Below are 23724 nucleotides of genomic sequence, written 5' to 3'. Positions count from 1 at the left end.
GACCGTGGTGGCGAGCGCGGCGGTTTCCGTCGTGACGACCGTCCGGCCGGTGGTGGCTTCCGTCGCGACGACCGCCCCTCGGGTGGCTTCAACCGTGACCGTGACGACCGCGGTGGCGACCGTGGCGGCTTCCGCCGTGACGACCGCCCGTCCGGTGGCTTCAACCGCGACCGCGGTGACCGTCCCTCCGGCGGCTACGGCCGTGACCGCGATGACCGTGGTGGCGAGCGCGGCGGTTTCCGTCGTGACGACCGTCCGGCCGGTGGTGGCTTCCGTCGCGACGACCGCCCCTCGGGTGGCTTCAACCGCGACCGTGACGACCGCGGCGGCGACCGTGGCGGCTTCCGTCGCGAAGACCGCCCGTCCGGTGGCTTCAACCGCGACCGTGACGACCGCGGCGGCGAGCGTGGCGGCTTCCGCCGTGACGACCGCCCGTCGGGTGGTTTCAACCGCGACCGCGGCGACCGCCCGTCCGGTGGTTTCCGTCGTGACGACCGTCCGGCCGGCGGTGGCTTCCGTCGCGACGACCGCCCGAGCGGTTTCCGCCGGGACGACCGTGACGACCGTCCGCGTCGTGACGACCGTCCGTCGGGCGGCTACGGCCGTGACCGTGACGACCGTGGTGGCGAGCGTGGCGGCTTCCGCCGTGACGACCGCCCGTCCGGTGGTTTCAACCGCGACCGCGGTGACCGTCCCTCCGGCGGCTACGGCCGTGACCGCGATGACCGTGGCGGCGACCGTGGCGGCTTCCGCCGCGACGACCGTGGCGGCGAGCGCGGTGGCTTCCGCCGCGACGACCGCCAGGGCGGCGGCTACCGCCGCGATGACCGCCGTGACGACCGCGGCGGCGACCGTCGGGACTACGACGACCGCCGGGGCAACTACGAGCCCGTCAAGCGTCTGCCGATCCCGGAGGACGTCACCGGCTTCGAGATCGACGCGGATGTGCGCCAGGAGCTCAAGAGCCTGCCCAAGACCCTCGCGGACGACGTCGCCCGCAACCTGGTGATGGTGGCCCGCCTGCTCGACAGCGAGCCGGAGGAGGCCTACCAGTACTCGCGTGTCGCGCTCCGGCTGGCTTCCCGCGTGGCGGCGGTCCGTGAGGCGGCCGGTTTCGCCTCGTACGTGACGCAGCGTTACTCCGAGGCGCTGACCGAGTTCCGCGCCGCCCGTCGGATGACCGGCCGGGTGGACCTGTGGCCGGTGATGGCCGACTGCGAGCGCGGTCTGGGCCGCCCGGAGCGGGCGCTGGCGATGGCCGGCGAGCCCGAGGTGAAGCAGCTGGACAAGGCCGGCCAGGTCGAGATGCGTCTCGTGGCGGCCGGTGCCCGCGGCGACATGGAGCAGTTCGACGCCGCCGTGGTGACGCTGCAGAGCCCGGAGCTGGCCTCCAGCGCCGTGCACCCGTGGACCGCGCGCCTGCGCTACGCCTACGCCGAGGCCCTGATCGCCGCCGGCCGGGCCGACGAGGCCCGTGACTGGTTCGCCAAGGCCGCCGAGGCCGACAGCGACGGCACCACCAACGCCTCGGAGCGGCTGGCCGAGATCGACGGCGTGGAGTTCACCGACGCGCTCGACCCGGAGCTGGACGAGGACGAGACCGAGTCGACCGAGGCCCCGGCGAAGAAGCGTGGCGGCGGCGACAACGCCGACGACCGCGTGATCTTCGAGGACGAGGAGGACGTCGAGGAGTTCTACGAGGAGGACGACCTCGAGATCGACGAGGACTTCGACGGCGTCGTCCCCGAGCGCGCCCAGGACGCTCAGGACGCCAAGGCCGAGGACACCAAGGCCGCCGACGCCGAGGCCGAGGAGGCCAAGGCCGCCGACGCCGAGGTCAACGCCGACGCCGACAAGAGCGCCGACAAGAGCTGACCAGCTCCCCAGGCAACGCCGTGAGGCCCTGCCGTTCCCCGGAACTCCGGGAACGGCAGGGCCTCACGGCGTTCCGGCCCGGTGGCCGGCCCGGCGGGCGCTGTCAGCCCAGCGCGAGGTTGCGCAGCACCAGCCCGGTGGCCGGCTTCGGCCCGAAGGAGGTGGACTTGCGCGGCATGGTGACGCCCTGCTCGGCCAGCCGCCGCACCACCGACTCCCGGACGGGGTGCAGCAGGACGGCGGTGCCGCCGGTGCGCGCGGCCTCCCGCTCGGCGGCCACGGCGGTGTGCAGGTAGCCGATGTCGTCCGGGCCGTCGGGGACGTGCCAGGTGTGGTCCAGCAGGGTGGCGTGCAGCACGGTGGCGTCCAGGCGGCGCCACTCCTCGGGCCGGCCGTGCGGCACGGTGGCGTCGAGCAGGGCCTCCTCGGGCTCGCCGAGCAGCCAGTAGACGCCGTCGCCGCCGGTCACGACGAAGCCGTTGCCGCCGTGCCGCTTCTGCTCGGCGAGGGCCTGGAGCGCGGCGGAGAGCGGTCCGGGGACCTCCTTGACCTTCCACTGGTCGCCGAGCCGCTCCAGCGCCTCGGCCACCGGCAGCCGGTACAGCACGCGGTGGATGGCACGGACCCGCAGCGGGTAGCGGGCGGTGTCCACCAGGAGCACCATGCCGCGGTCCCAGGGGCTGCGGGGCAGGTGACGGTGCTCGCGCTGGAGACGCAGGTACATCTCCCAGCGGTGGTGGCCGTCGGCGATCAGCGCCCGGCAGGTGGCGAGGTCGCGGCTGATCTCGGCGATCTCGGCGGGGTCGGTGACCGCCCACAGGCGGTGGTGGGTGCCGTCGCTGGTGGCGGTGGAGAGCAGCGGATCGGCCTCGACCGTCCGCTCGATCACGTCGGAGGCGCCGCCGTTTCCCCGGTAGGTGAGCAGCAGCGGTTCCAGGTTGGCCCGGGTGGTGCGCATCAGGCCGACCCGGTCGGCGACCGGCCGCGGCATCACGTCCTCGTGCGGGAGCACCACGCCGCCCTCGCGGCCGCTCACCGCGAGGGCGCCGATCAGGCCGCGCTGGAGCAGCTCGGGGGAGTCGGCGGTGGCCGGCACCCGCTGCTCGTAGACGTAGAGCGCGGGCTCGGGGTCGGCGGCGAGGACGCCCTCGCGCTGCCAGGCGGCCAGGAGCCGGGCGGCGTGCCGGTAGCGGGTGTCGCGGTCGGGGCGGTCACCGGCGTCCTCGGGCTCGGGCCTGGGGAGGATCAGCCGGACCACGTTGTGTGGGTCGGCGGTCTCCAGGTCGAGCCGGCGGCCCGGGTCCACGACGTCGTACGGCGGGGACATCACCGCGGCCAGGGCGCCGACCCGGTCGGGGACGTAGCGCAGGCCGCGGAAGGGGGACAGGGACAGGCCGGCGGTGGCGACGTGCCCGGGATCGCCGGGGCCGCCCTCGGGAGTCTCGACTCCGTCTTCTGCACTGGGTGTGCTCATTCTGGGCATCGTAACCGGGTACGCGTTGTTGAGAGATCGGAATGCCCGTGCCGGGTTGTGGGCCGGGTGTGTGACCGAGGGCGAGGAACGGCATGGACGACGGGCAGGAACGGGTGGACGGCGGCGGCCCGGTCGAGTCGGGCGGGCCGGTCGGGCCGGCCGGTGCCACCCGCGGGGACGCTCCGGCCGACGGCGTGCCGGACCGCGCATCGGCTGGCGGGGAACCGGGCGGAGAAGGGGAACCCGACGGCGGCTCGGAGGGCGGCGGGGTGCCGCGGCAGAGCCGCTCCGGGGAGCCCGCCGGGGACGTCTACGACTGGTTCCGCCGGGGCGCCCAGCTGCTCGCGGAGGGGCATCCGGCGGCCGCCGAGCAGCTGCTCGCCCGGGCGGTGGCGGTTGAGCCGCACTCGCGCAGCATCCGGGAGGCGCTGGCGCGCGCCCAGTTCGACGCGGGCTCGTACGCGGCGGCGCTGGGGAACTTCCGTGCCGTGGCGCTCGCCGACCCGGCGGACGACTACGCTCAGTTCGGGTGGGGCGTCGCGGCGGCCCGGCTGGGGGATTTCGAGACCTCCGCCGAGCACCTGGCGCTGGCCGTGGCGATGCGGCCGGACAACTCCCACTACCGGCAGGCGCTGCGGCAGACCCGGGCGACCCTGGCGGCCCGCGCCGGGGCGTACGGTCCGCTGCTGCCGGGAGCACCCGGGTACCTGGCGCCCCCGGCGGGCGCCGCGGACCAGACCGGAGGACCGGCGGACGACGCCGGCCCGGGCAACGGCGCCGACGGCGGGGCCTGACCGGCAGCACGCCGTGACGGAAGCCGAACCGGCGGCCGTGACGAACGCCGTGGCGCACGACGGAGTGCGATGCGGACGACGCGGTGATCGACGCAGTGAACGACGACGCAGTGAATGAGGTAGCGCAGCCATGACCGAGACGGCCACCCCCGTGCGACGGACCGCCCCCGGCGGCAGCGAGCGGCCGCTGACCGACGCCTACGACACCGCGCTGCTGGACCTGGACGGCGTGGTCTACACGGGCGCGCACGCCGTCGAGCACGCCGTGGAGGCGCTGGACACCGCCCGCTCGGCCGGGATGCGGCTCGCCTACGTGACCAACAACGCCTCCCGCCCGCCGCGGGTGGTGGCCGAGCACCTGACCGAGCTGGGCGTCCCGGCCGAACCGGCCGACGTGATCAACTCGGCCCAGGCCGCCGCCCGGCTGATCGCCGAGAAGGTGCCGGCCGGCTCGAAGGTGCTGGTCGTGGGCGGTCTCGGGCTGGAGGAGGCGCTGGCCGAGCTGGGGCTGGTCGCGGTCCGCTCGCTGGCCGACGGTCCGCTCGCGGTGGTCCAGGGCTTCGACCCCTCGGTGGGGTGGGCGGACCTGGCGGAGGCCTCGTACGCCGTGCAGAGCGGTCTGCCGTGGGTGGCGTCCAACCTGGACCTGACGGTGCCGAGGGCCCGCGGCATCGCGCCCGGCAACGGCACCCTGGTGGCGGCGGTGCGGGCGGCGACCGGGGTGGAGCCGGAGGTGGCGGGCAAGCCGCTGCCGCCGATGCACCGGGAGACCGTGCTGCGCACCGGTGCGGAGCGCCCGCTGGTGGTCGGGGACCGGCTGGACACCGACATCGAGGGCGCCTTCAACGGAGGCGTGGACAGCCTGCTGGTGTTCACCGGGGTGACCACCCCGGAACTGCTGCTGGCGGCCCCGGTCGAGCACCGGCCGACCTACCTGGCCGCCGACCTGCGCGGACTGCTCGTCCCCCACGCCGCGGTCGCGGCCGTGGACGGCGGCTTCGCGTGCGGCGGCTGGGTCGCGGGCGTGGAGGCCGGGGTGCTGCGGCTGTCCGGGGCGGGGGACCGCTGGGACGCTCTGCGGGCGCTGTGCGCGGCGGCGTGGACGGTGCTGGACGCCGGCGGCGCGCCGGTGGACGGCCGCAAGGCGCTGGCCGACCTGGGCTTCTGAGAACGGGAGGGCGGCCGACCCGGGGCTGCTCTGGCAGCGCCGGGTTCCGCCGCCGGTTCCGGGCTCGGCCGGGACCGGGGCAGGGTTCGGGTCGGGGGCCCGGCTCAGAGCAGGGTGCGCAGCCGCAGCAGGTCGCGGAAGCCCGCCTCCAGCCTGACCCGGCCGCTCGCCCACGCGGAGGCGAAGGTGAGCCGCCCGCCGACCAGGGCGACCAGGTCGTCGCTGCTCATGGTGAGCCGGATCTCCGCCTTCCCGGTCGGCACGCCGGGGGAGGCCACCACGTCCTGGATCCGGCCGTCGCGCAGCTGCCCGGTGAAGGTCAGGTCGAGGTCGGTGATCCGGCAGCTGAGCGAGCGGTCGAGGGCCGCGGCCTTGCGGACGTCGCCGGTGGACTTCGCCATGTTCCGGCTGAGCCGCTCCAGGGCCTCGCGGCACTCCTCGGCGTTCGCCATGGGCGGCGGCTCCCTCCCCCGGTCGCTACGGTGCTGACTGCGGGCCACGGTACCTCAGGAGGGTTTTGGCGGTAGCGTCGTCCGTGGGGTGCCCGGAAACGGCCCGGGTACTGAGGGCGACGGAGCGACGCGCGTACGCGATTGGGAGGCACCCGGATGCTGCCGAGGACGGTTCGGGGAGTGGTGGAGACCGCCGCCGGGGTGGTCGAGGAGGTCGGCAAGCTGGTCGTCGGGACGGCGGCCTCGATCCTGGAGAAGGCCGGCGTCGACGTCGCCGAGGTCGAGCGCCGGCTGGGCGGCCAGTTCCCGCCGTCGGTGGAGACCTTGCAGACGCTGGCGGGGGAGGCGGTCACCGCCGGGCGAGCCGGGGTGGACCTGGCGGTCGGCGTGGCGCGCAACGAGGCGGAGAAGGTCTTCGAGAAGGTCGGCGACCAGGTGACCAAGGTCGGCGTGGTGCTGGCGTACCTGGAGACCAAGCTGCGCGAGGTCGAGGAGGAGGCCCCGGCGGCGGACTCCGGGCCGGGGCCGTACGAGGCCGAGGAGCCGGTGCCGGCGCCGCGGGCCGGCGACCTGTTCGGGCGCGGCTGGGAGTTCGAGGAGGAGCGGTCGGCGGCCCCGGCGACGGGTGAGCCGATAGTCGCCGAGCGGGTCGAGGTGGACGAGCCGGTCGAGGTCGATCCGCCGGTTCCGCCGGTGTCCGTGGTCGCCCCCGTCCCGCCGGAGGAGCCCGCGGCGAAGACGAGCGCCGGCAAGCGGCGCTCGGCGGGCGAGAGCACGGCGGGCGAGAGCACGGCCGGGAAGACACCGGCGAAGAAGAGCGCGGCCAAGAAGACGGCGGCGGGGAAGGCCACCGCGAAGAAGACGACGACCGTCAAGAAGACCGCCACCGCCAAGCAGACCGAAGGCGCGTCCGGGGCCCCCGCGAAGCGCGCCGCGACCAGGAAGACCACCGTCCGCAAGGCCACCAGCACGAAGAAGCCCGATGCCCGAGACGAGTGAACCGCCCGAGGCCGTCGAGGCCGCCCACCGGCGTGAGGACGTTCACCCGCCCGAGGCCGTCCGGGGCGCCGGTCCGTCGGAATCGGCCGCTTCCGCGCGGCCGCCGGGCCTCGAGCCGGTCCCCACCGGCCACCCCGGGGTGGACGCCGCGCTGGCCCGGCTGGAGGCTCTGGACGGGGTCCCCGCCGAGGCACACGTCGCGGTGTACGAAGATGTTCACCAGCGGCTCGTCGACACACTGGCCGCGCTCGATCAGGAATGACCCGCAGGATCCGTAGGAGCTGAAACACCAGTGGCAGTGGCACGACGCCGACTCGACGCGGAACTGGTCCGCCGCAAGCTGGCCCGATCGCGTGAGCACGCGTCCGAGCTGATCGCGGCCGGCCGGGTGACCGTCGGCGGCACCACCGCGACCAAGCCGGCCACCCAGGTGGAGACCTCGGCGGCGGTCGTGGTGGCCAAGGACGACAACGACCCCGACTACGTCTCGCGCGGCGGCCACAAGCTCGCCGGCGCGTTCGCGGCCTTCGTGCCGCAGGGCCTGGTGGTCGAGGGCCGCCGGGCGCTGGACGCGGGCGCCTCCACCGGCGGCTTCACCGACGTGCTGCTGCGGGCCGGGGCCGCGCACGTGCTGGCGGTGGACGTCGGCTACGGGCAGCTGGCCTGGTCGCTGCAGAGCGACGAGCGGGTCACCGTGATGGACCGCACCAATGTGCGCGAGCTGACCCGGGACCTGATCGGCGGCACCCCGGTGGACCTGGTGGTGGGCGACCTGTCGTTCATCTCGCTGGGCCTGGTGCTGCCGGCGCTCGCCTCCTGCGCGGCCGAGGACGCGGACCTGGTGCTGATGGTCAAGCCCCAGTTCGAGATCGGCAAGGAGCGGCTGGGCAGCGGCGGGGTGGTGCGCAGCCCGCAGCTGCGGGCCGAGATGGTGCGCCAGGTCGCCGGGCAGGCGTGGGAGCTCGGGCTGGGCGTGCGCGCGGTCACCGCGAGCCCCCTGCCGGGACCGTCCGGCAACGTCGAGTACTTCCTCTGGCTGCGCCGGGACGCCCCGCGGCTGGACCCCGCGGAGGCGGACCGGGCCGTGGCGGAGGGGCCCCGGTAGGGTGCCTTGCGAGCGTCCGGCCCGTCATGTCGTATGGCGCGGCCGACCCGGGGCCAAGGGCGACCCGGCAGGCGTTAGGGAGAGGGCAGCGGCATGAGCGATGAAGAACGTACGGTCTTCCTGATCGCGCACACCGGCCGGGAGGCGGCGCTGCGCAGCGTCGAGGCCCTGGTGCACGGGCTGCTGAAGGCGGGTCTCCGGATCAGACTGCTGGAAGCCGAGGCGGTGGACCTGGACCTGCCGGAGGGCGTCGAGAAGGTGGCCGAGGGCCCCGGGGCGGCGGACGGCTGCGAGCTGATCCTGGTGGCCGGCGGGGACGGGACGCTGCTGCGCGGGGCGGAGCTGGCGCGCTCGCACGGGCTGCCGATGCTCGGGATCAACCTGGGCCGGGTGGGTTTCCTCGCCGAGGCCGAGCGGGACGACCTGGCCGTGGTGGTCGAGCGGGTGGTGGACGCCGACTACGAGGTCGAGGAGCGGATGACGATCGACGTCATCGTCCGCACCAACGGCGATGTGGCGCACGAGGACTGGGCGCTGAACGAGGCCTCGATCGAGAAGGCGTCGCGGGAGCGGATGCTGGAGGTGGTGACCGAGGTGGACGGCCGCCCGGTCTCCAACTTCGGCTGTGACGGCGTGGTGTGCGCCACGCCGACCGGGTCCACCGCGTACGCGTTCTCCGGCGGCGGGCCGGTGGTGTGGCCGGAGGTGGAGGCACTGCTGATGGTGCCGATCTCCGCGCACGCGCTGTTCGCCCGCCCGCTGGTGACCTCGCCGGAGTCGGTGCTGGCGGTCGAGGTGCAGCCCAAGACCCCGCACGGGGTGCTCTGGTGCGACGGGCGGCGTTCGGTCGAACTGCCCGCCGGGGCACGGGTGGAGGTCCGCCGGGGACGGACTCCGGTGCGGCTCGCCAGACTGCACCGGGCGCCGTTCACCGACCGGCTGGTGGCCAAGTTCGCGCTGCCGGTGACGGGTTGGCGCGGCCGGGCCGACCACCACTAGGTTCGGACGTGCCGAGGCCGGTGCGCGCCGGGGGTCTTCGCCTGACCCCGGGCCGCGCACCGGCCGGTCGCACCTCACCGACGGACCGTCAGACCGCCAACGGCTGGGCCTCGTCCGCCGGTTCGAGCCGTCCGCCGGCCGCCGCGTGGGCGGCCAGGTCGGCGAGGCGTTCCACGGCGGCCGGGACGGTCGCGGCGGGCACGGTGACCGGCAGGCGGATGTGGTGCTCGAAGGCGCCGTCCGCGCCGAAGCGGTTGCCCGAGGCGATCCGGACCCCGCCGCGCTCCCCGGCCCGGGCCAGGGCGGCGCCGGACAGGCCGCCGGTGGAGACCCACAGCGAGAGCCCGCCGGTCGGCATGGTGAAGCTCCAGTCGGGCAGCCGTTCGGGCAGGGCGGCGGCGAAGGCCCGCGCGGTGGCCCGCAGCCGGGTCAGCTGGTGCTCCCGGACGTCGGGCAGCAGCTCGCCCAGCAGCTCGGCGGCGATCAGCTGGTCCAGCACCGGGGTGCCCACGTCGCTGTAGACCCGCTCGGCGGCCAGCCGCCGCACCAGCGCGGGCGCGGCCCGGACCCAGCCGATCCGCAGACCGCCCCAGAGCAGCTTGCCGGCCGACCCGACGGTCACCACCTGGGCGGAGCGGTCCAGCGCGGCCATCGGTCGCGGCAGCGGCGTGGCGGGCGGGACGCCCCAGCCGAGTTCGGCGGTGGTCTCGTCCGCCAGCACGATGCTGCCGGCGGCCCGGGCGGCGGCCAGCAGTTCGCGGCGCTGCTCCTCGTCGATCAGCGCGCCGGTCGGGTTGTGGAAGTCCGGGATCACGTAGGCGACCTTGGGGCCGGCGCCGCGCAGCACCCGCCGCCACTCGTCGAGGTCCCAGGAGGGCCGCGGCGTCCACGCGTACGGCACCGGGACCAGGCGTGCGCCGGCCAGCCGCAGTGCCTGCAGGGTGTTCGCGTAGCTGGGCGCCTCGACGGCGACCCGGTCGCCGCGGCCGATCAGCGCCCGCTGGACCAGGTGCAGGCCGCCCATGGCGCCGGTGGTGATCAGGATCTGGTCGGGGGTGGTGGGCAGTCCGCGCTCGGTGAAGCGGCGGGCGACGGCCTCGCGCAGCACCGGGACGCCGGTGGGGTAGTGGCCGTGCCCGGTGGCGTAGTACGGCAGCTGTTCGACGGCCCGGGCGGCGGCCTGGCCGACCCAGGGCTGCGGGGCGGGCGGGGCGGCGACGCCGAGGTCCAGCATCCGGCCCTGCTCGTCCGGCGGGACGGGGTGCAGGGCCTCGCTGGGGGGCGGGGCGCCCTCGGGCAGGGCGGTCCAGCTGCCCGCGCCGCGCCGGCTGCGCAGGTAGCCGTCGCCGCGCAGGGTCTCGTACGCGGTGGCGACGGTGGTGCGGCTCATCGCGAGGGCGGTGGCCAGCTCGCGTTCGGCGGGCAGCCGGGCGCCGACCGGCAGCCGGCCCTCGGTGACCAGCAGCCGGATCTGCCCGGCCAGGGTGCGGTAGGCGGGGCGGCGGGCGGCGGCCGGCTCGGGGAGCCGGGCGGTGGCGAGCAGCCGGGCCAGGGCGGGCGGGGTGACGGTGGTGTGCCAGTCGACCATGGCTGAATAAGTCCACTTGCTAGGAATTGGCCCTGGAGCGGGCCGCTTTGGACTGGCCATCATGGCAGGGCGGCCGTGCCGGCCGCCACCACCGGGCGTCCCGGTGGTGCAGCACCACCGCAGGAGCACACCTTGGCCGCCACGACCAGACCCGCCTCAGCCGCCACCACCACACCGGCACCGACCGCCCGGCGCGGGCTCGCCGTCCGGGTGTTCGGAGACACCCACGCCCTCGGCCGCCGGATACCGCAGCTCTTCGTCGGTCTCGTCCTCTACGGCGTGAGCATGGCGATGATGCTCCGCTCCGGCCTCGGCCTCGACCCCTGGGACGTCCTGCACCAGGGCCTGCAGCGCACCGTCGGGCTCTCGGTCGGCGCCTGGGTGACGATCTGCGGCGCCCTCGTCCTGCTGCTCTGGGTCCCGCTGCGCCAGCGCCCGGGCCTGGGCACCGTCGCCAACGTGCTGGTGATCGGCGCGGCCATGGACCTCACCCTGCGGATCGTCGGCGGCCCCGGCGCCCTGCCCGCCCGGATCGCCCTGTCGGTCGGCGCGATCGCCCTCAACGGCCTGGCCACCGGCCTCTACATCGGCGCCCGGCTCGGCCCCGGCCCGCGCGACGGCCTGATGACCGGCCTGCACCGGCGCACCGGCCGGTCGCTGCGGCTGATCCGCACCGGCCTCGAGGTGACGGTCCTCACCGCCGGGGTGCTGCTCGGCGGCACCGCCGGGGTCGGCACCGTCGCGTACGCGCTGGCCATCGGCCCGATGGCGCAGCTCTTCCTGCGCTGGTGCACCGTGCCGACGGCCCCCGAGGACTCCCGGAACGGATGAACTTCCGGGCACGGAGTTGCCGCGCGCCGTTGTCGCTCGTCGCGCGCCGGGGGCGGAACCTCGTAAGGTCGTCTCCGTGTTGGACGAGATGCGGATACGGGATCTTGGGGTCATCGACGACGCGGTGGTCGAACTAGCCCCCGGCTTCACCGCCGTGACCGGTGAGACCGGCGCCGGCAAGACGATGGTCGTGACCAGCCTGGGCCTGCTGCTCGGCGGACGAGCCGACCCGGGCCTGGTGCGCAACGGCACCGGACGCGCCGTCGTGGAGGGCCGGCTGGAGCTGCCCGCCGACTCCCCGGCGGCGGCCCGCGCGATCGAGGCCGGGGCCGAACTGGACGACGGCGCGCTGCTGATCAGCCGGACCGTCTCCGCCGAGGGCCGCTCCCGGGCGCACGTCGGCGGCCGGTCCGTCCCGGTCGGGCTGCTCGCCGAACTCGGCGAGGACCTGATCGCCGTGCACGGCCAGACCGACCAGCAGCGCCTACTGCGCCCGGCCCGCCAGCGCGGCGCGCTGGACCGGTACGCGGGCGCCTCGGTGGCCGAGCCGCTGGCCCGCTACCGGGAGACCTACCGCGCCCTGCGGGAGGTCTCCGCGACCCTGGAGGAGCTGACCACCCGGGCCCGCGAGCGTGCCCAGGAAGCCGACCTGCTGCGCTTCGGCCTGGACGAGATCGCCGCCGCCGAACCGGTGGCCGGCGAGGACGCGGAGCTGGCCGCCGAGGCCGAGCGGCTCGGCCACGCCGACGCGCTGTCCTCCGCCGCGACCCTCGCCCACGCCGCCCTGGCCGGCGACCCGGTCGACCCGGAGGCGCTGGACGCGGGCACCCTGCTCGCCCAGTCCCGCCGGGCCCTGGACGCCGTCCGCCACCACGACGAGCGGCTGGCCGCCCTGGCCGACCGCCTCAACGAGGTCGGCTACCTGCTCGCCGACGTGGCCGGCGACCTGGCCGGCTACGCGGACGACCTGGACGCCGACCCGGTGCGCCTGTCCGCCGTCGAGGACCGCCGGGCCGTACTGGCCCAGCTGCTGCGCAAGTACGGCGGCGAGGAGAACTCGCTCGCCGAGGTCATCGCCTGGGCCGAGGCCGGGGCGGTGCGGCTCGCCGAACTCGACGGCGACGACGACCGGATCGACGAACTCGGCGCCCGGGAGACCGAACTGCGGGCCGAACTGGCCGAGCTGGCCACGGAGGTCTCGCAGGCCCGGCACGCCGCGGCCGGGCGCTTCGCCGAGGCGGTCTCCGCCGAACTCGCCGAACTGGCCATGCCGCACGCCCGGGTGACCTTCTCGATCGGCCAGGTCGACGACCTGGCCGGGATCGAGGTCGGCGGGCGCACCGTCGCCTACGGTCCGCACGGCGTGGACGAGGTGGAGGTGCTGCTCGCCCCGCACCCGGGCGCCCAGCCGCGCCCGATCGCCAAGGGCGCCTCCGGCGGTGAGCTGTCCCGCGTGATGCTCGCCGTCGAGGTGGTCTTCGCGGGCGCCGACCCCGTTCCCACCTACCTGTTCGACGAGGTGGACGCGGGCGTCGGCGGCAAGGCCGCGGTCGAGATCGGTCGCCGGCTGGCCAAACTCGCCGAGTCCGCCCAGGTCGTGGTGGTCACCCACCTCCCGCAGGTCGCCGCGTTCGCCGACCGGCACCTGGTGGTGGTGAAGACCAACGACGGCACCGTGACCCGCAGCGGCGTCAAGGTGCTGAACGACGAGGAGCGGGTGCGCGAACTCTCGCGGATGCTGGCCGGCCTGGAGGACTCGGAGCTGGGCCGCGCCCACGCCGAGGAACTGCTGGCCGCCGCGCGGGCCCCGCGCCGCCGGTAGTCGGGGTCGGCGGCCCCTCGGACATCGGCGACGCGCCCCGGGTGGCGCCGACTGTCCAAGAGGGCCGCCGACCTGGCATGGTGGCGGCTGGACACTGGCTTCCCAGCCCCGAGCGCCGCCGGGCGGGCAATCCTCGCGAAGCGGCGCGCGAACCTGATCGAGTCGGATGCGAGACGACGTGGACCATTCCGCCGCCCGGGCCACCGCGGCCGTCCCCGAACCGGGGCAGCTGCACGTGGTACTCGTCCTGGCCGCCAGCACCGGCGGCATCGGTGCGCACGTGCGCTCCCTGGCCCAGGGCCTGGTCGCGCACGGGGTGAACGTCACGGTCTGCGCGCCGGCCGGCACGGACGCGCTGTTCGGTTTCTCCCGCACGGGCGCCAGGTTCCACACCGTCGAGATCACCCCCACCGCGGGCGCCCGCAGCGACGCCACCGCGATCGGCGAGCTGCGCCGGGCCTTCACCGGCGCCGACGTGGTGCACGCCCACGGGCTGCGCGCCGGGCTGCTGTCCGACCTGGCGCTGCGCACCGCCGGCCGCTTCCCCGGCCTGCGCCCGGAGACCCCGCTGGTGGTCACCTCGCACCACGCGCTGCTGGCCACCGGCATGGAGCGCCGGTTGCAGCGGCTGATGGAGCGCCGGGTGGCGCGCGCCGCCGACCTCGTCCTCGGCGCCTCGTCCGACCTGGTCGCCCGGGCCCGCGAACTGGGCGCCACCGACGCCCGGCTGGGCCCGGTGGCCGCCCCGCCGATGCCCGAGGGCCGGCTCGCCCGCACCGAGGCCCGCACCGCGCTGCTCGGCGCGGACCCGGACCGTCCGCTGGTGCTCGCGGTCGGCCGACTCGTCCCGCAGAAGGCCTTCGGGCTGCTGCTAGACGCCACCCGGGAGCTGTCCGCGCTGGACCCGGAGCCGCTGGTGCTGCTCGCCGGGGACGGCCCGGAGGCGGGCGTGCTGCGCGAGCGGGCGGCCGCGGAGAAGCTGCCGGTGCGGCTGCTCGGCTACCGCACCGACGTGCCCGACCTGCTGGCCGCCGCCGACGTGGTGGTGATCTCCAGCCGCTGGGAGGCCCGTTCGCTGGTGGTGCAGGAGGCGATGCGGGCCGGCGTGCCGGTGGTCGCCACCGCCGTCGGAGGCATCCCCGAACTGGTCGGCGACGCCGCCGTGCTGGTGCCCCCGGGCGACCCGGCGGCGCTCGGGGGCGCGCTGCGCGCCCTGCTGGCCGACCCGGCCCGCCGCGAGCGGCTGGTGGCGGCCGGCCGGCAGCAGGCCGAGACCTGGCCGGACGAGGCCGCCACCGTCGCCCAGGTGCTCAGCACCTACGACGAGCTGGTGCAGCGCGGGTAGCGTCCGGCCCCCGCGGAGCGCCGGTCAGACGGTGGCCCGCTCGCTGCGGTCGGCGGCCGAGCCGTCCGGCTGCGCGGACAGGTACGCGGCGCCGCAGGCCGTCAGCCGCAGGGCGGTGTCGATCAGCGGGACGTGGCTGAAGGCCTGCGGGAAGTTGCCGACCTGGCGCTTGAGCCGCGGGTCCCACTCCTCGGCGAGCAGGCCCACGTCGTTGCGCAGCGCGAGCAGCCGGTCGAACAGCTCGCGGGCCTCCTGCACCCGGCCGATCATGGCGAGGTCGTCGGCCAGCCAGAACGAGCAGGCCAGGAAGGCGCCCTCGTGGCCGGAGAGGCCGTCGACGTTGTTGCCGCTCTCGTCGTGGGTCGGGTAGCGCAGCACGAAGCCGTCCTCGGTGGACAGTTCGCGCTGGATCGCCTCGATGGTGCCGATCACCCGCTTGTCGTCCGGGGGCAGGAAGCCGACCTGGGGGATCAGCAGCAGCGAGGCGTCCAGCTCCCGGCCGCCGTAGTACTGGGTGAAGGTGTTGCGCTCCGGGTCGTAGCCCTTCTCGCAGACGTCCGCGTGGATCCGGTCACGCAGTTCGCGCCAGCGCTCCAGGTGACCGCCGGACGGGGCGTCCTCGGGGGTCTGCTCCAGCAGTTTGATGGTCCGGTCGACGGCGACCCAGGCCATCACCTTGGAGTGGACGAAGTGCCGGCGCGGGCCGCGGACCTCCCAGATGCCCTCGTCCGGATCCTGCCAGTGCTCCTCCAGGTAGTCGATCAGGCGCAGCTGGAGGTGGTGGGCGTGGTCGTTGCGGACCAGACCGGTCATGTGGGCCAGGTGCAGGGCCTCGACGACCTCGCCGTAGACGTCGAGCTGGAGCTGTCCGGCGGCGCCGTTGCCGACCCGGACGGGCTGGGAGCCCTCGTAGCCGGGCAGCCAGTCCAGGGAGGACTCGGTGAGCTCGCGCTCGCCGGCGATGCCGTACATGATCTGGAGGTTCTCCGGGTCGCCGGCCACCGCGCGCAGCAGCCACTCGCGCCAGGCGCGGGCCTCCTCGCGGTAGCCGGTGCGCAGCAGGGAGGAGAGGGTGATGGCGGCGTCGCGCAGCCAGGTGTAGCGGTAGTCCCAGTTGCGCTCGCCGCCGATGTCCTCGGGCAGCGAGGTGGTGGGGGCGGCGACGATGCCGCCGGTGGGGGCGTAGGTGAGGCCCTTGAGGGTGATGAGCGAGCGGATCACGGCCTCGCGGTAGGGGCCCTGGTAGGTGCACTGGTCGGCCCACTCGTGCCAGAAGTCGGCGGTGGCGTCGAGCATCCCCTCGGCGTCCGGGGGCCTGGGCGGGTCGAGGTGGGAGGCCTGCCAGGTGAGGGCGAAGGCGATCCGCTCGCCGGCGGTGACGGTGAAGTCGGCGTAGGTGGTGAGGTCGCGGCCGTAGGTCTCGGCCTCGCCGTCCAGCCAGACCGAGTCGGGCCCGGCCATGGCGACGGTGCGGTGGCCGCCGTCGGCCTGTTCGACGCGGTGCACCCAGGGCACGATCCGGCCGTAGGAGAAGCGCATCCGCACCGCCGAGCGCATCCGCACGGTGCCCGCGACGCCCTCGACGATCCGGATCACCTGGGGGACGGCGTCCTTGCCGGCCAGCGGACGCGGCGGCATGAAGTCGATCACCCGGACGGTGCCGCCCTGGGTGTCCCACTCCTGCTCCAGGATCAGCGAGTCGCCCCGGTAGCGGCGGCGGTCGGCGGGCACGGCGGGGGCGGCGGCGGTGGGCGGGGGCACCCGCAGGTCGGTGGTGTCGGCGATGCGGGCCCGGCCCTCGGCGGCGGGGGGCGTGGCGGCGGCCGGTGCGGGGACCTCGGTCAGGACGACCTCGGCCGGGCCGATCCGCCAGAAGCCGTGTTCATCGGTGCCGAGCAGGCCGGCGAACACGGCCGGCGAGTCGAAGCGGGGGAGGCAGAGCCAGTCCACCGCCCCGTCCCTGCTGACCAGGGCGGCGGTCTGCATGTCCCCGATGAGTGCGTAGTCCTCGATACGGCCGGCCACGTGGATCTCCAGTTCGCAATGTGGTCAGGGCATCGGCGAGCGGAGGGAGCGAGCGGTCTGCGGGGCCGGAGGTCCACCCCGGGACGTCCGGCCTGCCGGGGGTGGTGGCAGGCCCTGCTGGAGTGTCCGCGGGGCTCGGTCGAGCCCCTGGAGTGGGTGGGGATGGGCTGGAATACGGGGAGGTCCGGTCGCGCATCGGGGACCGGGAGTGTCCTGACCCTCCCACGCCCTCCGCGTGCTCGTGCTGTCGGCGATGCGTCCGAGCAGCTTACGACGGACGAAAGGGGCGAAGCACGCGGGCGCAGCCCGGTGTGGCGCCGCAATTCGGCGGAAAAGCCGTGCATCGCGAGGGCGCGGCGCAGGATGGTCCGGAAGGATCACCTCCGGCTGGTCCGGCCGGAGGAGCCGCCATGGTCCGGGCGGGCACCGCGCTCTGGCCCGGTCCGGCGGGTTGTGCGACCGGTGTGACGCGTGCGCCGTGTGATGCGCCGGTGGTGCGCCCCGCGCGCCCCCTCGGTGCGGCGCGCGCGGCCCGGAACGGCGTCCGGGTCGCGTCACTGATACCCTGGTATCCCGTGGACCGGCGGGATCAAACGCCCCGGACCAGCCGAATCGACGACCCAACGAGCGCCGCGCACCGAGCCGGCCTCCCGTCGCCCGGCGAACCCCGAGCCTCCCGCCCACGTCTTCTTCGACACGCGACCCACGGGAGCCCCCTCTTGGCACAGCCCCATTCCGGCAAGGCAGCGAACGGCCGCGCCGTGACGACCAAGCACCTCTTCGTCACCGGGGGTGTCGCCTCTTCTCTCGGAAAGGGGCTCACCGCCTCCAGCCTCGGCGCGTTGCTCAAGGCCCGCGGCCTGCGCGTGACGATGCAGAAGCTCGACCCGTACCTCAACGTGGACCCGGGCACCATGAACCCGTTCCAGCACGGTGAGGTGTTCGTCACCGACGACGGCGCCGAGACCGACCTGGACATCGGCCACTACGAGCGGTTCCTGGACACCAACCTGCACGGTTCGGCGAACGTCACCACCGGCCAGGTGTACTCGACCGTCATCGCCAAGGAGCGCCGCGGCGAGTACCTGGGCGACACCGTCCAGGTCATCCCGCACATCACCAACGAGATCAAGTCCCGGATCCGCCGGATGGCGACCGAGGACGTCGACGTGGTGATCACCGAGGTCGGCGGCACCGTCGGCGACATCGAGTCGCTGCCGTTCCTGGAGGCCGTCCGCCAGGTCCGCCACGAGGTCGGCCGGGACAACGTGTTCTTCGTGCACGTCTCCCTGCTGCCGTACATCGGCCCCTCGGGCGAGCTGAAGACCAAGCCCACCCAGCACTCCGTCGCCGCGCTGCGCAACATCGGCATCCAGCCCGACGCGATCGTGCTGCGCGCCGACCGCGAGGTCCCGCAGGCGATCAAGCGCAAGATCTCGATGATGTGCGACGTGGACGAGGAGGCCGTGGTCGCGGCCATCGACGCCAAGTCGATCTACGACATCCCCAAGGTGCTGCACGGCGAGGGCCTGGACGCCTACGCGGTGCGCCGCCTGGACCTGCCGTTCCGCGACGTCGACTGGACCACCTGGGACGACCTGCTGCGCCGCGTCCACGAGCCGCAGCACATCGTCAAGGTCGCCCTGGTCGGCAAGTACATCGACCTGCCGGACGCCTACCTGTCGGTGACCGAGGCGCTGCGCGCCGGCGGCTTCGCCAACAACGCCCGGGTCGAGATCAAGTGGGTCACCTCGGACGACTGCGAGACCCCCGAGGGCGCCCGGGCGCAGCTCGGTGACGTCGACGCGATCTGCATCCCCGGCGGCTTCGGCGACCGCGGCGTCAACGGCAAGGTCGGCGCGATCACCTTCGCCCGCGAGAACAAGGTCCCGCTGCTGGGCCTGTGCCTGGGCCTGCAGTGCGTGGTCATCGAGGCGGCCCGCAACCTGGCCGACCTGCCGGAGGCCAACTCCACCGAGTTCGACGCCGCCGCCAAGCACCCGGTCATCTCCACGATGGCCGAGCAGCTGGCCATCGTCGACGGCAAGGGCGACCTGGGCGGCACCATGCGCCTGGGCCTGTACCCGGCCAAGCTCGCCGAGGGCTCCATCGTCCGCGAGGTCTACGGCGGCGAGCAGTACGTCGAGGAGCGCCACCGCCACCGCTACGAGGTCAACAACGCCTACCGCGCGGACCTGGAGAAGACCGGCCTGGTGTTCTCCGGCCTCTCGCCTAAGGGCGACCTGGTCGAGTACGTCGAGTACCCGCGCGAGGTGCACCCCTACCTGGTGGCCACCCAGGCCCACCCGGAGCTGAAGTCCCGCCCGACCCGCCCGCACCCGCTGTTCGCGGGCCTGGTCAAGGCGGCCATCGAGATCAAGACCGCGGCCTCCGAGTAATCCTCGGTCCTCCCGGTCGGCTGTCGTCGTCGACAGCGGTCGTTCACCGGACGGCGGCCCCGCGATTCCCGCGGGGCCGCCGTTCGGCGTTAGATTGTGTCGTACTGACGAAAAGGGGAGAGCGATGGACGAGCAGGGCCGCCAGGGGATCTTCGACGTGGCCGAGGAGTGGGAGGTCCGGGAGAGCGGGACGCCGTTCCAGGGCAAGGTCACCGGGGTGCGCAGCGAGGAGGTCCGGATGCCCGACGGCAGCTGGGCGCGCCGCGACTACCAGACCCACCCCGGCTCGGTCTCGGTGCTCGCCCTGGACGACGAGCAGCGGGTGCTGGTGCTGCGCCAGTACCGCCACCCGGTGCGCCAGCGGCTGTGGGAGCTGCCGGCCGGCCTGCTCGACGTGCCCGGCGAGAACCCGTGGCACGCCGCGCGGCGCGAGCTGTACGAGGAGGCCCACTGCAAGGCCGGCACCTGGCGGGTCCTCGCCGACTACTACACCTCCCCGGGCGGCACCGACGAGGCGCTGCGGATGTTCCTGGCCACCGACCTGGCGCCGGCCGAGGGCGAGCGCTACGCGGCCGAGGGCGAGGAGCAGGAGATCGAGGTCGCCTGGGTGCCGGTGCCGGAGCTGATCCGGCTGATCCAGGCCGGGGAACTGCACAACCCGACCCTGGTCACCGGCACCCTCGCGGTGCACGCCGCGCTCACCGGCCCGGACGGGCTGGACGCGCTGCGCCCGGCGGACTCGCCCTGGCCGGCCCGACCCTTCGAGGCCTGAGGCGGCCGGTCGGGGGACGGAGCGGCCGTTAGGGGGACGGCGGGCCGCCGTGCGTTGAGTCGTTGGGGTGATTTGCCGATTCGTACGACCGGATGTCACCTCTACTGAGCCGGACGGTCGAACTACGCTTCGCAGACAGGGCGCCCGTCCCGGGCCGCCTCCGCTGAGCTCCGGAGGCTGGGCACCGGAAGCCGAGCGTCGGATGCCGAGCGCGGGATGACGTCGGGAGTGGCACGGGTGGCGAGGAAGACGGCGACGATGGACCCCGGCCCCGGCGCGCCCGCCGGGGCCGTTCCGGGCCTTGAGCGGCTGCCCGCCGGGCCCGCGCTGTTCGTCGGGCGGCGCGCCGAACTGGCCGCGCTGCGGGCGGCCGCCGCCCGCCCGGCGAGCGGGCGCTGCCCGGTGCTGGTGCTGGCCGGGCGCCCCGGCTCCGGCCGGACGGTACTGGCGGCGCGCTTCGCCCGTACCGTCGCCGCCGACTACCCGGACGGCGTCCTGTTCGTCCGGCTGTCCGCCCCCGACGGCGGCCGGGTGCCGCCGGCCCGGGCCGCCCGGCTGCTGCTGGAACAGCTCGACCCGCGGACCGCCGTGCCGCTGCCCGGCGCGGGCGAGGACGGGCGGGACGAGCCCGGCTGCGTGGCGCTGCGCGAGGCGCTCGCCGGGCTGCGGGTGCTGCTCGTGCTGGACGACGTCCGGGACGCCGGGCAGGTGTGGCCGCTGCTGGCCGACGAGCCCGGCTGTCTGGTGCTCGCCACCACGGCCGGGCCGCTCACCGGGATCGAGGACATCGACCCGGTGATCCTCGGCGGGCTGGACCGGCAGGCCTCCGGGGAGCTGCTGGGCGACCTGGTCGGCGGCACCCGGATCTCCTGCGACCCGGTCGGCGGCGCCGACCTGGCCGAGGCCTGCGCCTCCCGGCCGGCCGCGCTGCGGCTGATGGCGGGGTGGTTGCGCGGGAACCCGAAGATCGCGGTCACCGAGGCGGCGCGCGAGCTCAACCGGGTGGTGGGGGAGGAGACGACGGTCGCGGCGGCTTCCGCGGAGCCCGCGGCCGGCGCCGTGCCGAAGGACAAGGAGAAGGAGAAGGAGAAGAAGGGGGAGGCGCGGCAGGAGCCGGACCGGGCACAGAGGAAGGGGGAGGGGGCGGGGAAGCCTGGCGCGGGGAAGCCCGCACCGGGGAAGCCCGTCCTGGGGAAGGCGGCGGCGCAGGGTCGGGTCGGTGAGTCCACGGCCGGTGCCGGTGCCGGCGCCGGTGCCACGGTTGCTCCCGGTGCCGCTGCCACGGCCGGTGCCGCCGCCGCGGTGACCGGGACGGCCGGTGATCCGGCGGCCTGGGTGAAGCCCGGCCCGGAGCCGGCCGAGCCGGTGCCCGTCCCCGACAACGACCCGCTGCTCGGCGCGTTCACCCTGGTGTACCGCGGGCTGCCGGCCGCCCAGGCCCGGATGCTGCGCACCCTCACCCTGGCCCCGGCGCAGACCGCCGACCCGCGCACCGCCTCGGCGCTGGTCGGCTGCCCGGTGCCGGACGCGGCCGCGACGCTGGCCGCGCTCGCCGAGCGGGAGCTGCTCGGGGAGGAGGCGCCGGCCGCCGACGGCACCCAGCGCTACCGGGTGCCGGGGCGGCTCTACCCCCGGCTGGTCCGGCTGCGGGAGCAGGAGGACCGGCCCACCGAGACCGAGCTCGCCCGGGCCCGGCTGCTGGAGCGGCTGGTCCGACTCACCGAGTCGGCCCGCGCGCTGCTCGACCCGGCGCCGGGCCCCGGCCCGGAACCGCTGCCCGCCCCGCTGCGGCTGCGCTCCGCCGCGCACGCCCGCGAGTGGCTGCTCGGCGAGCGGGAGCTGCTGCTCGGTGCGGTGGCCGACGCGATCGGCCAGGGCGACCTGGACGGTTCGGCCGGGCGGCTGGTCACCGCGCTGCTGCGCACGCTGCCGCTGACCGGGGCCGCCGCCCCCACCGACCTCTACCGGCTGCACGAGCTGGTGCTGACCGTCGCCGAGCGCAACGGCCGGCCCCGCCGGGCCTCGGCCGCGCTGCTCAACCTGGGCGACCTCCAGGCCGCGGCGGGCCGCTGGGATCCGGCCGCCGCCCGCTACCGGGCCGCCCTGGAGCACGCCCGCAGGGCCGACGACGAACCGCTCTGCGCCCGGGCCCTGGAGAGCGCCGCCAACTGCCACCGGGCGCTGGGCGACTCCGTGCGGGCCGCCGACTGGTACGGGCGGGCGCTCGGCCTGCGGCAGGCCCTCGGCGACCACGCGGCCGAGGCCCGGCTGCTGGCCCGGGTGGCCGAGGCGCACACCGCGCAGCGCCGCTTCGACGAGGCCGACCGGGAGTACCGGGCCGCCCTCGCGGTGCTGCGCCGGCTGGGCGACGAGCGGGGCCGGGAGGCCGTCGGCGCGGCCCTCGCGGACCTGCGGGAACGCGTGGACGCCGGGTGGTGAGGGGCCTTTCGGAGGTATTGTCGAAGATGCCTGGGTTGGGCGTCTTTGGTGGGTAAGTCGCAGGGGAAGCCTACGAACCTGCCAATGCGTGCGGGAAAATTATTCACTTTGGAAGGCTGACACGCCGACTGGGCTTCATTACACTCGGACTCAGTCGCGCAGCGATCCCGCCCCGGGCTGCCCCGGAGGCTTCCCCACGTGCGCGTCGCCCACCGGTCTTCTCCGGTCGGGACCCCCATGGCAAGAGGACGTGTTTAGCCGTGAAGGTCGGCATCCCCCGCGAGGTCAAGAACCACGAGTACCGCGTGGCCATCACGCCCGCCGGCGTGCATGAGCTGGTCCGTAACGGACACGAGGTCTACATCGAGGACAACGCCGGTGTCGGCTCCTCGATCCCGAACGAGGAGTACGTGGCCGCCGGCGCCACCATCCTCCCCACCGCCGACGAGGTGTGGGCCACCGCCGACCTGCTGCTGAAGGTCAAGGAGCCCATCGCCTCCGAGTACCACCGGCTGCGCAAGGGGCAGACCCTCTTCACGTACCTCCACCTGGCGGCCGACCGGGCCGGCACCGACGCGCTGGTCGCCTCGGGCACCACCGCCATCGCGTACGAGACCGTGCAGCTGTCGAACGGCGCGCTGCCGCTGCTCGCCCCGATGTCCGAGGTCGCGGGCCGCCTGGCCCCGCAGGTCGGCTCGTACCACCTGATGCGCCCGGCCGGCGGCCGCGGCACCCTGCCGGGCGGCGTGCCCGGCACCCACCCGGCCAAGGCCGTCGTCATCGGTGGTGGCGTCTCCGGCTGGCACGCGGCCACCATCGCCGTCGGCATGGGTTACGAGGTGACCCTGCTGGACCGCGACATCAACAAGCTGCGCGAGGCCGACCGCATCTTCGGCACCAAGGTCAAGACCATCGTGTCGAACGCCTTCGAGCTGGAGAAGGCCGTCGTCGAGGCCGACCTGGTCGTCGGTGCCGTGCTGATCCCGGGCGCCAAGGCCCCGAAGCTGGTCACCAACGAGCTGGTCTCCCGCATGAAGCCGGGCTCCGTGCTGGTCGACATCGCCATCGACCAGGGCGGCTGCTTCGAGGACTCGCACGCCACCACGCACGACGAGCCGACCTTCAAGGTCCACAACTCGGTCTTCTACTGCGTGGCCAACATGCCGGGCGCCGTCCCGAACACCTCCACCTACGCGCTGACCAACGCCACCATGCCGTACGTGCTGGAGCTGGCGAACCGCGGGTGGAAGGAGGCGCTGCGCCGCGACGCCGCGCTCGCCAAGGGCCTGAACGTGCACGAGGGCCAGATCACCTTCCCGGCCGTGGCCGAGGCCTTCGGCCTGGAGTCGGTCTCCCTGGAGAGCGTGCTCGCCTGAACCCCCTGACCGCCCGGCGGTCGTTCGCCCCCGACCCGATCCCTTCGGGCCGGGGGCTTCGCCGTGCCCGTGATCAGCGGGTCGACCGGCCGGGTCGCTCTGTCGTCAATATCCGTCGGTCACGTCACCCGCCCCCGGAAACGTCGGGGCCGGTGACCCTCTCATCCCTTGACAGCGGCCCGCTCGATACTCGACACATCCTGCCCACTACCGTGGATTGTGTTGCTGCGAACGCCTTGAACGGCCTAGAGTCGCAAACCG

The 23724-nt window shown here is 74.9% G+C and carries 18 protein-coding genes and 1 pseudogene; 15 read left to right on the top strand and 4 right to left on the bottom strand.

Annotation, left to right across the window (positions count from 1 at the left end; translation table 11 throughout):
• Positions 1-660 (top strand): annotated as a pseudogene (locus tag ACFWP2_RS33910) (RNA helicase); the annotation flags it as partial.
• A 285-nt stretch (positions 661-945) separates the two neighbouring features.
• Positions 946-1875 carry a tetratricopeptide repeat protein gene (locus ACFWP2_RS33905; RefSeq protein ID WP_380458705.1) on the top strand — a complete coding sequence of 310 codons (930 nt, stop codon included), beginning with the start codon at positions 946-948 and terminating at the stop codon, positions 1873-1875.
• A gap of 103 nt (positions 1876-1978) precedes the next feature.
• Here the strand turns inward: ACFWP2_RS33905 and ACFWP2_RS33900 are convergent, their stop codons facing one another.
• A complete protein-coding gene (locus ACFWP2_RS33900) occupies positions 1979-3349 on the bottom strand; it encodes a DUF1015 family protein (RefSeq protein WP_380458695.1) in 1371 nt (456 codons plus the stop codon).
• A gap of 92 nt (positions 3350-3441) precedes the next feature.
• On the opposite strand from ACFWP2_RS33900, the gene ACFWP2_RS33895 reads away from it, so the two are divergent.
• Together ACFWP2_RS33895 and ACFWP2_RS33890 are read left to right on the top strand one after the other, a co-directional pair.
• Complete coding sequence (locus ACFWP2_RS33895; RefSeq protein WP_380458693.1) at positions 3442-4143, top strand: tetratricopeptide repeat protein; 702 nt, start codon at positions 3442-3444, stop codon at positions 4141-4143.
• Between the two features lie 130 nt (positions 4144-4273).
• Complete coding sequence (locus ACFWP2_RS33890; RefSeq protein ID WP_380458691.1) at positions 4274-5311, top strand: HAD-IIA family hydrolase; 1038 nt, start codon at positions 4274-4276, stop codon at positions 5309-5311.
• Between the two features lie 104 nt (positions 5312-5415).
• Here ACFWP2_RS33890 and ACFWP2_RS33885 read toward each other — a convergent pair whose 3' ends face one another.
• Positions 5416-5763: an SCP2 sterol-binding domain-containing protein gene (locus ACFWP2_RS33885; protein WP_380458688.1), complete on the bottom strand. Its 348-nt coding sequence runs from the start codon at positions 5761-5763 to the stop codon at positions 5416-5418.
• A 180-nt stretch (positions 5764-5943) separates the two neighbouring features.
• On the opposite strand from ACFWP2_RS33885, the gene ACFWP2_RS33880 reads away from it, so the two are divergent.
• From ACFWP2_RS33880 to ACFWP2_RS33865, 4 genes are all read left to right on the top strand, one after another.
• Positions 5944-6762 (top strand): hypothetical protein, encoded by an 819-nt coding sequence (locus ACFWP2_RS33880; protein ID WP_380458686.1) that lies wholly within the window; start codon positions 5944-5946, stop codon positions 6760-6762.
• Positions 6746-7024: a hypothetical protein gene (locus ACFWP2_RS33875; RefSeq protein WP_380458684.1), complete on the top strand. Its 279-nt coding sequence runs from the start codon at positions 6746-6748 to the stop codon at positions 7022-7024. The genes ACFWP2_RS33880 and ACFWP2_RS33875 overlap by 17 nt, the downstream gene beginning before the upstream one ends.
• A gap of 36 nt (positions 7025-7060) precedes the next feature.
• A complete protein-coding gene (locus ACFWP2_RS33870; protein ID WP_380458703.1) occupies positions 7061-7867 on the top strand; it encodes a TlyA family RNA methyltransferase in 807 nt (268 codons plus the stop codon).
• A 93-nt stretch (positions 7868-7960) separates the two neighbouring features.
• Complete coding sequence (locus ACFWP2_RS33865; protein ID WP_380458682.1) at positions 7961-8866, top strand: NAD kinase; 906 nt, start codon at positions 7961-7963, stop codon at positions 8864-8866.
• A gap of 88 nt (positions 8867-8954) precedes the next feature.
• Here ACFWP2_RS33865 and ACFWP2_RS33860 read toward each other — a convergent pair whose 3' ends face one another.
• Positions 8955-10454: a PLP-dependent aminotransferase family protein gene (locus ACFWP2_RS33860; RefSeq protein ID WP_380458680.1), complete on the bottom strand. Its 1500-nt coding sequence runs from the start codon at positions 10452-10454 to the stop codon at positions 8955-8957.
• Positions 10455-10586: 132 nt separating this feature from the next.
• Between ACFWP2_RS33860 and ACFWP2_RS33855 the strand changes: the two genes are divergently transcribed.
• The 3 genes from ACFWP2_RS33855 (at position 10587) to ACFWP2_RS33845 (ending at position 14452) form a co-directional block, all read left to right on the top strand.
• Positions 10587-11285: a YitT family protein gene (locus ACFWP2_RS33855; RefSeq protein WP_380458678.1), complete on the top strand. Its 699-nt coding sequence runs from the start codon at positions 10587-10589 to the stop codon at positions 11283-11285.
• Between the two features lie 88 nt (positions 11286-11373).
• Entirely contained in the window at positions 11374-13107 is a 1734-nt protein-coding gene (gene recN / locus ACFWP2_RS33850; protein WP_380458701.1) for a DNA repair protein RecN, read from the top strand.
• A gap of 166 nt (positions 13108-13273) precedes the next feature.
• Positions 13274-14452, top strand: coding sequence for a glycosyltransferase family 4 protein (locus ACFWP2_RS33845; RefSeq protein WP_380458676.1), 1179 nt, complete (start codon positions 13274-13276; stop codon positions 14450-14452).
• A 24-nt stretch (positions 14453-14476) separates the two neighbouring features.
• Here the strand turns inward: ACFWP2_RS33845 and ACFWP2_RS33840 are convergent, their stop codons facing one another.
• On the bottom strand, positions 14477-16477 hold the full coding sequence (locus ACFWP2_RS33840; RefSeq protein ID WP_380458674.1) for a glycoside hydrolase family 15 protein: 2001 nt from the start codon (positions 16475-16477) through the stop codon (positions 14477-14479).
• Between the two features lie 719 nt (positions 16478-17196).
• Between ACFWP2_RS33840 and ACFWP2_RS33835 the strand changes: the two genes are divergently transcribed.
• The 4 genes from ACFWP2_RS33835 to ald all read left to right on the top strand — a co-directional run bounded on the left by ACFWP2_RS33835 (position 17197) and on the right by ald (position 23463).
• Positions 17197-18876, top strand: coding sequence for a CTP synthase (locus ACFWP2_RS33835; RefSeq protein WP_380458672.1), 1680 nt, complete (start codon positions 17197-17199; stop codon positions 18874-18876).
• 124 nt (positions 18877-19000) lie between these two features.
• Entirely contained in the window at positions 19001-19648 is a 648-nt protein-coding gene (locus tag ACFWP2_RS33830) for an NUDIX domain-containing protein (RefSeq protein ID WP_380458670.1), read from the top strand.
• 237 nt (positions 19649-19885) lie between these two features.
• Entirely contained in the window at positions 19886-22087 is a 2202-nt protein-coding gene (locus ACFWP2_RS33825; protein WP_380458668.1) for a tetratricopeptide repeat protein, read from the top strand.
• A 260-nt stretch (positions 22088-22347) separates the two neighbouring features.
• Positions 22348-23463 carry an alanine dehydrogenase gene (ald, locus tag ACFWP2_RS33820; protein WP_380458666.1) on the top strand — a complete coding sequence of 372 codons (1116 nt, stop codon included), beginning with the start codon at positions 22348-22350 and terminating at the stop codon, positions 23461-23463.
• Positions 23464-23724: the final 261 nt, after the last annotated feature.

It is taken from the genome of Kitasatospora sp. NPDC058444, assembly GCF_042721415.1.
GTDB lineage: Bacteria > Actinomycetota > Actinomycetes > Streptomycetales > Streptomycetaceae > Kitasatospora.
This window is presented reverse-complemented; position numbering and strand designations above follow the sequence as displayed.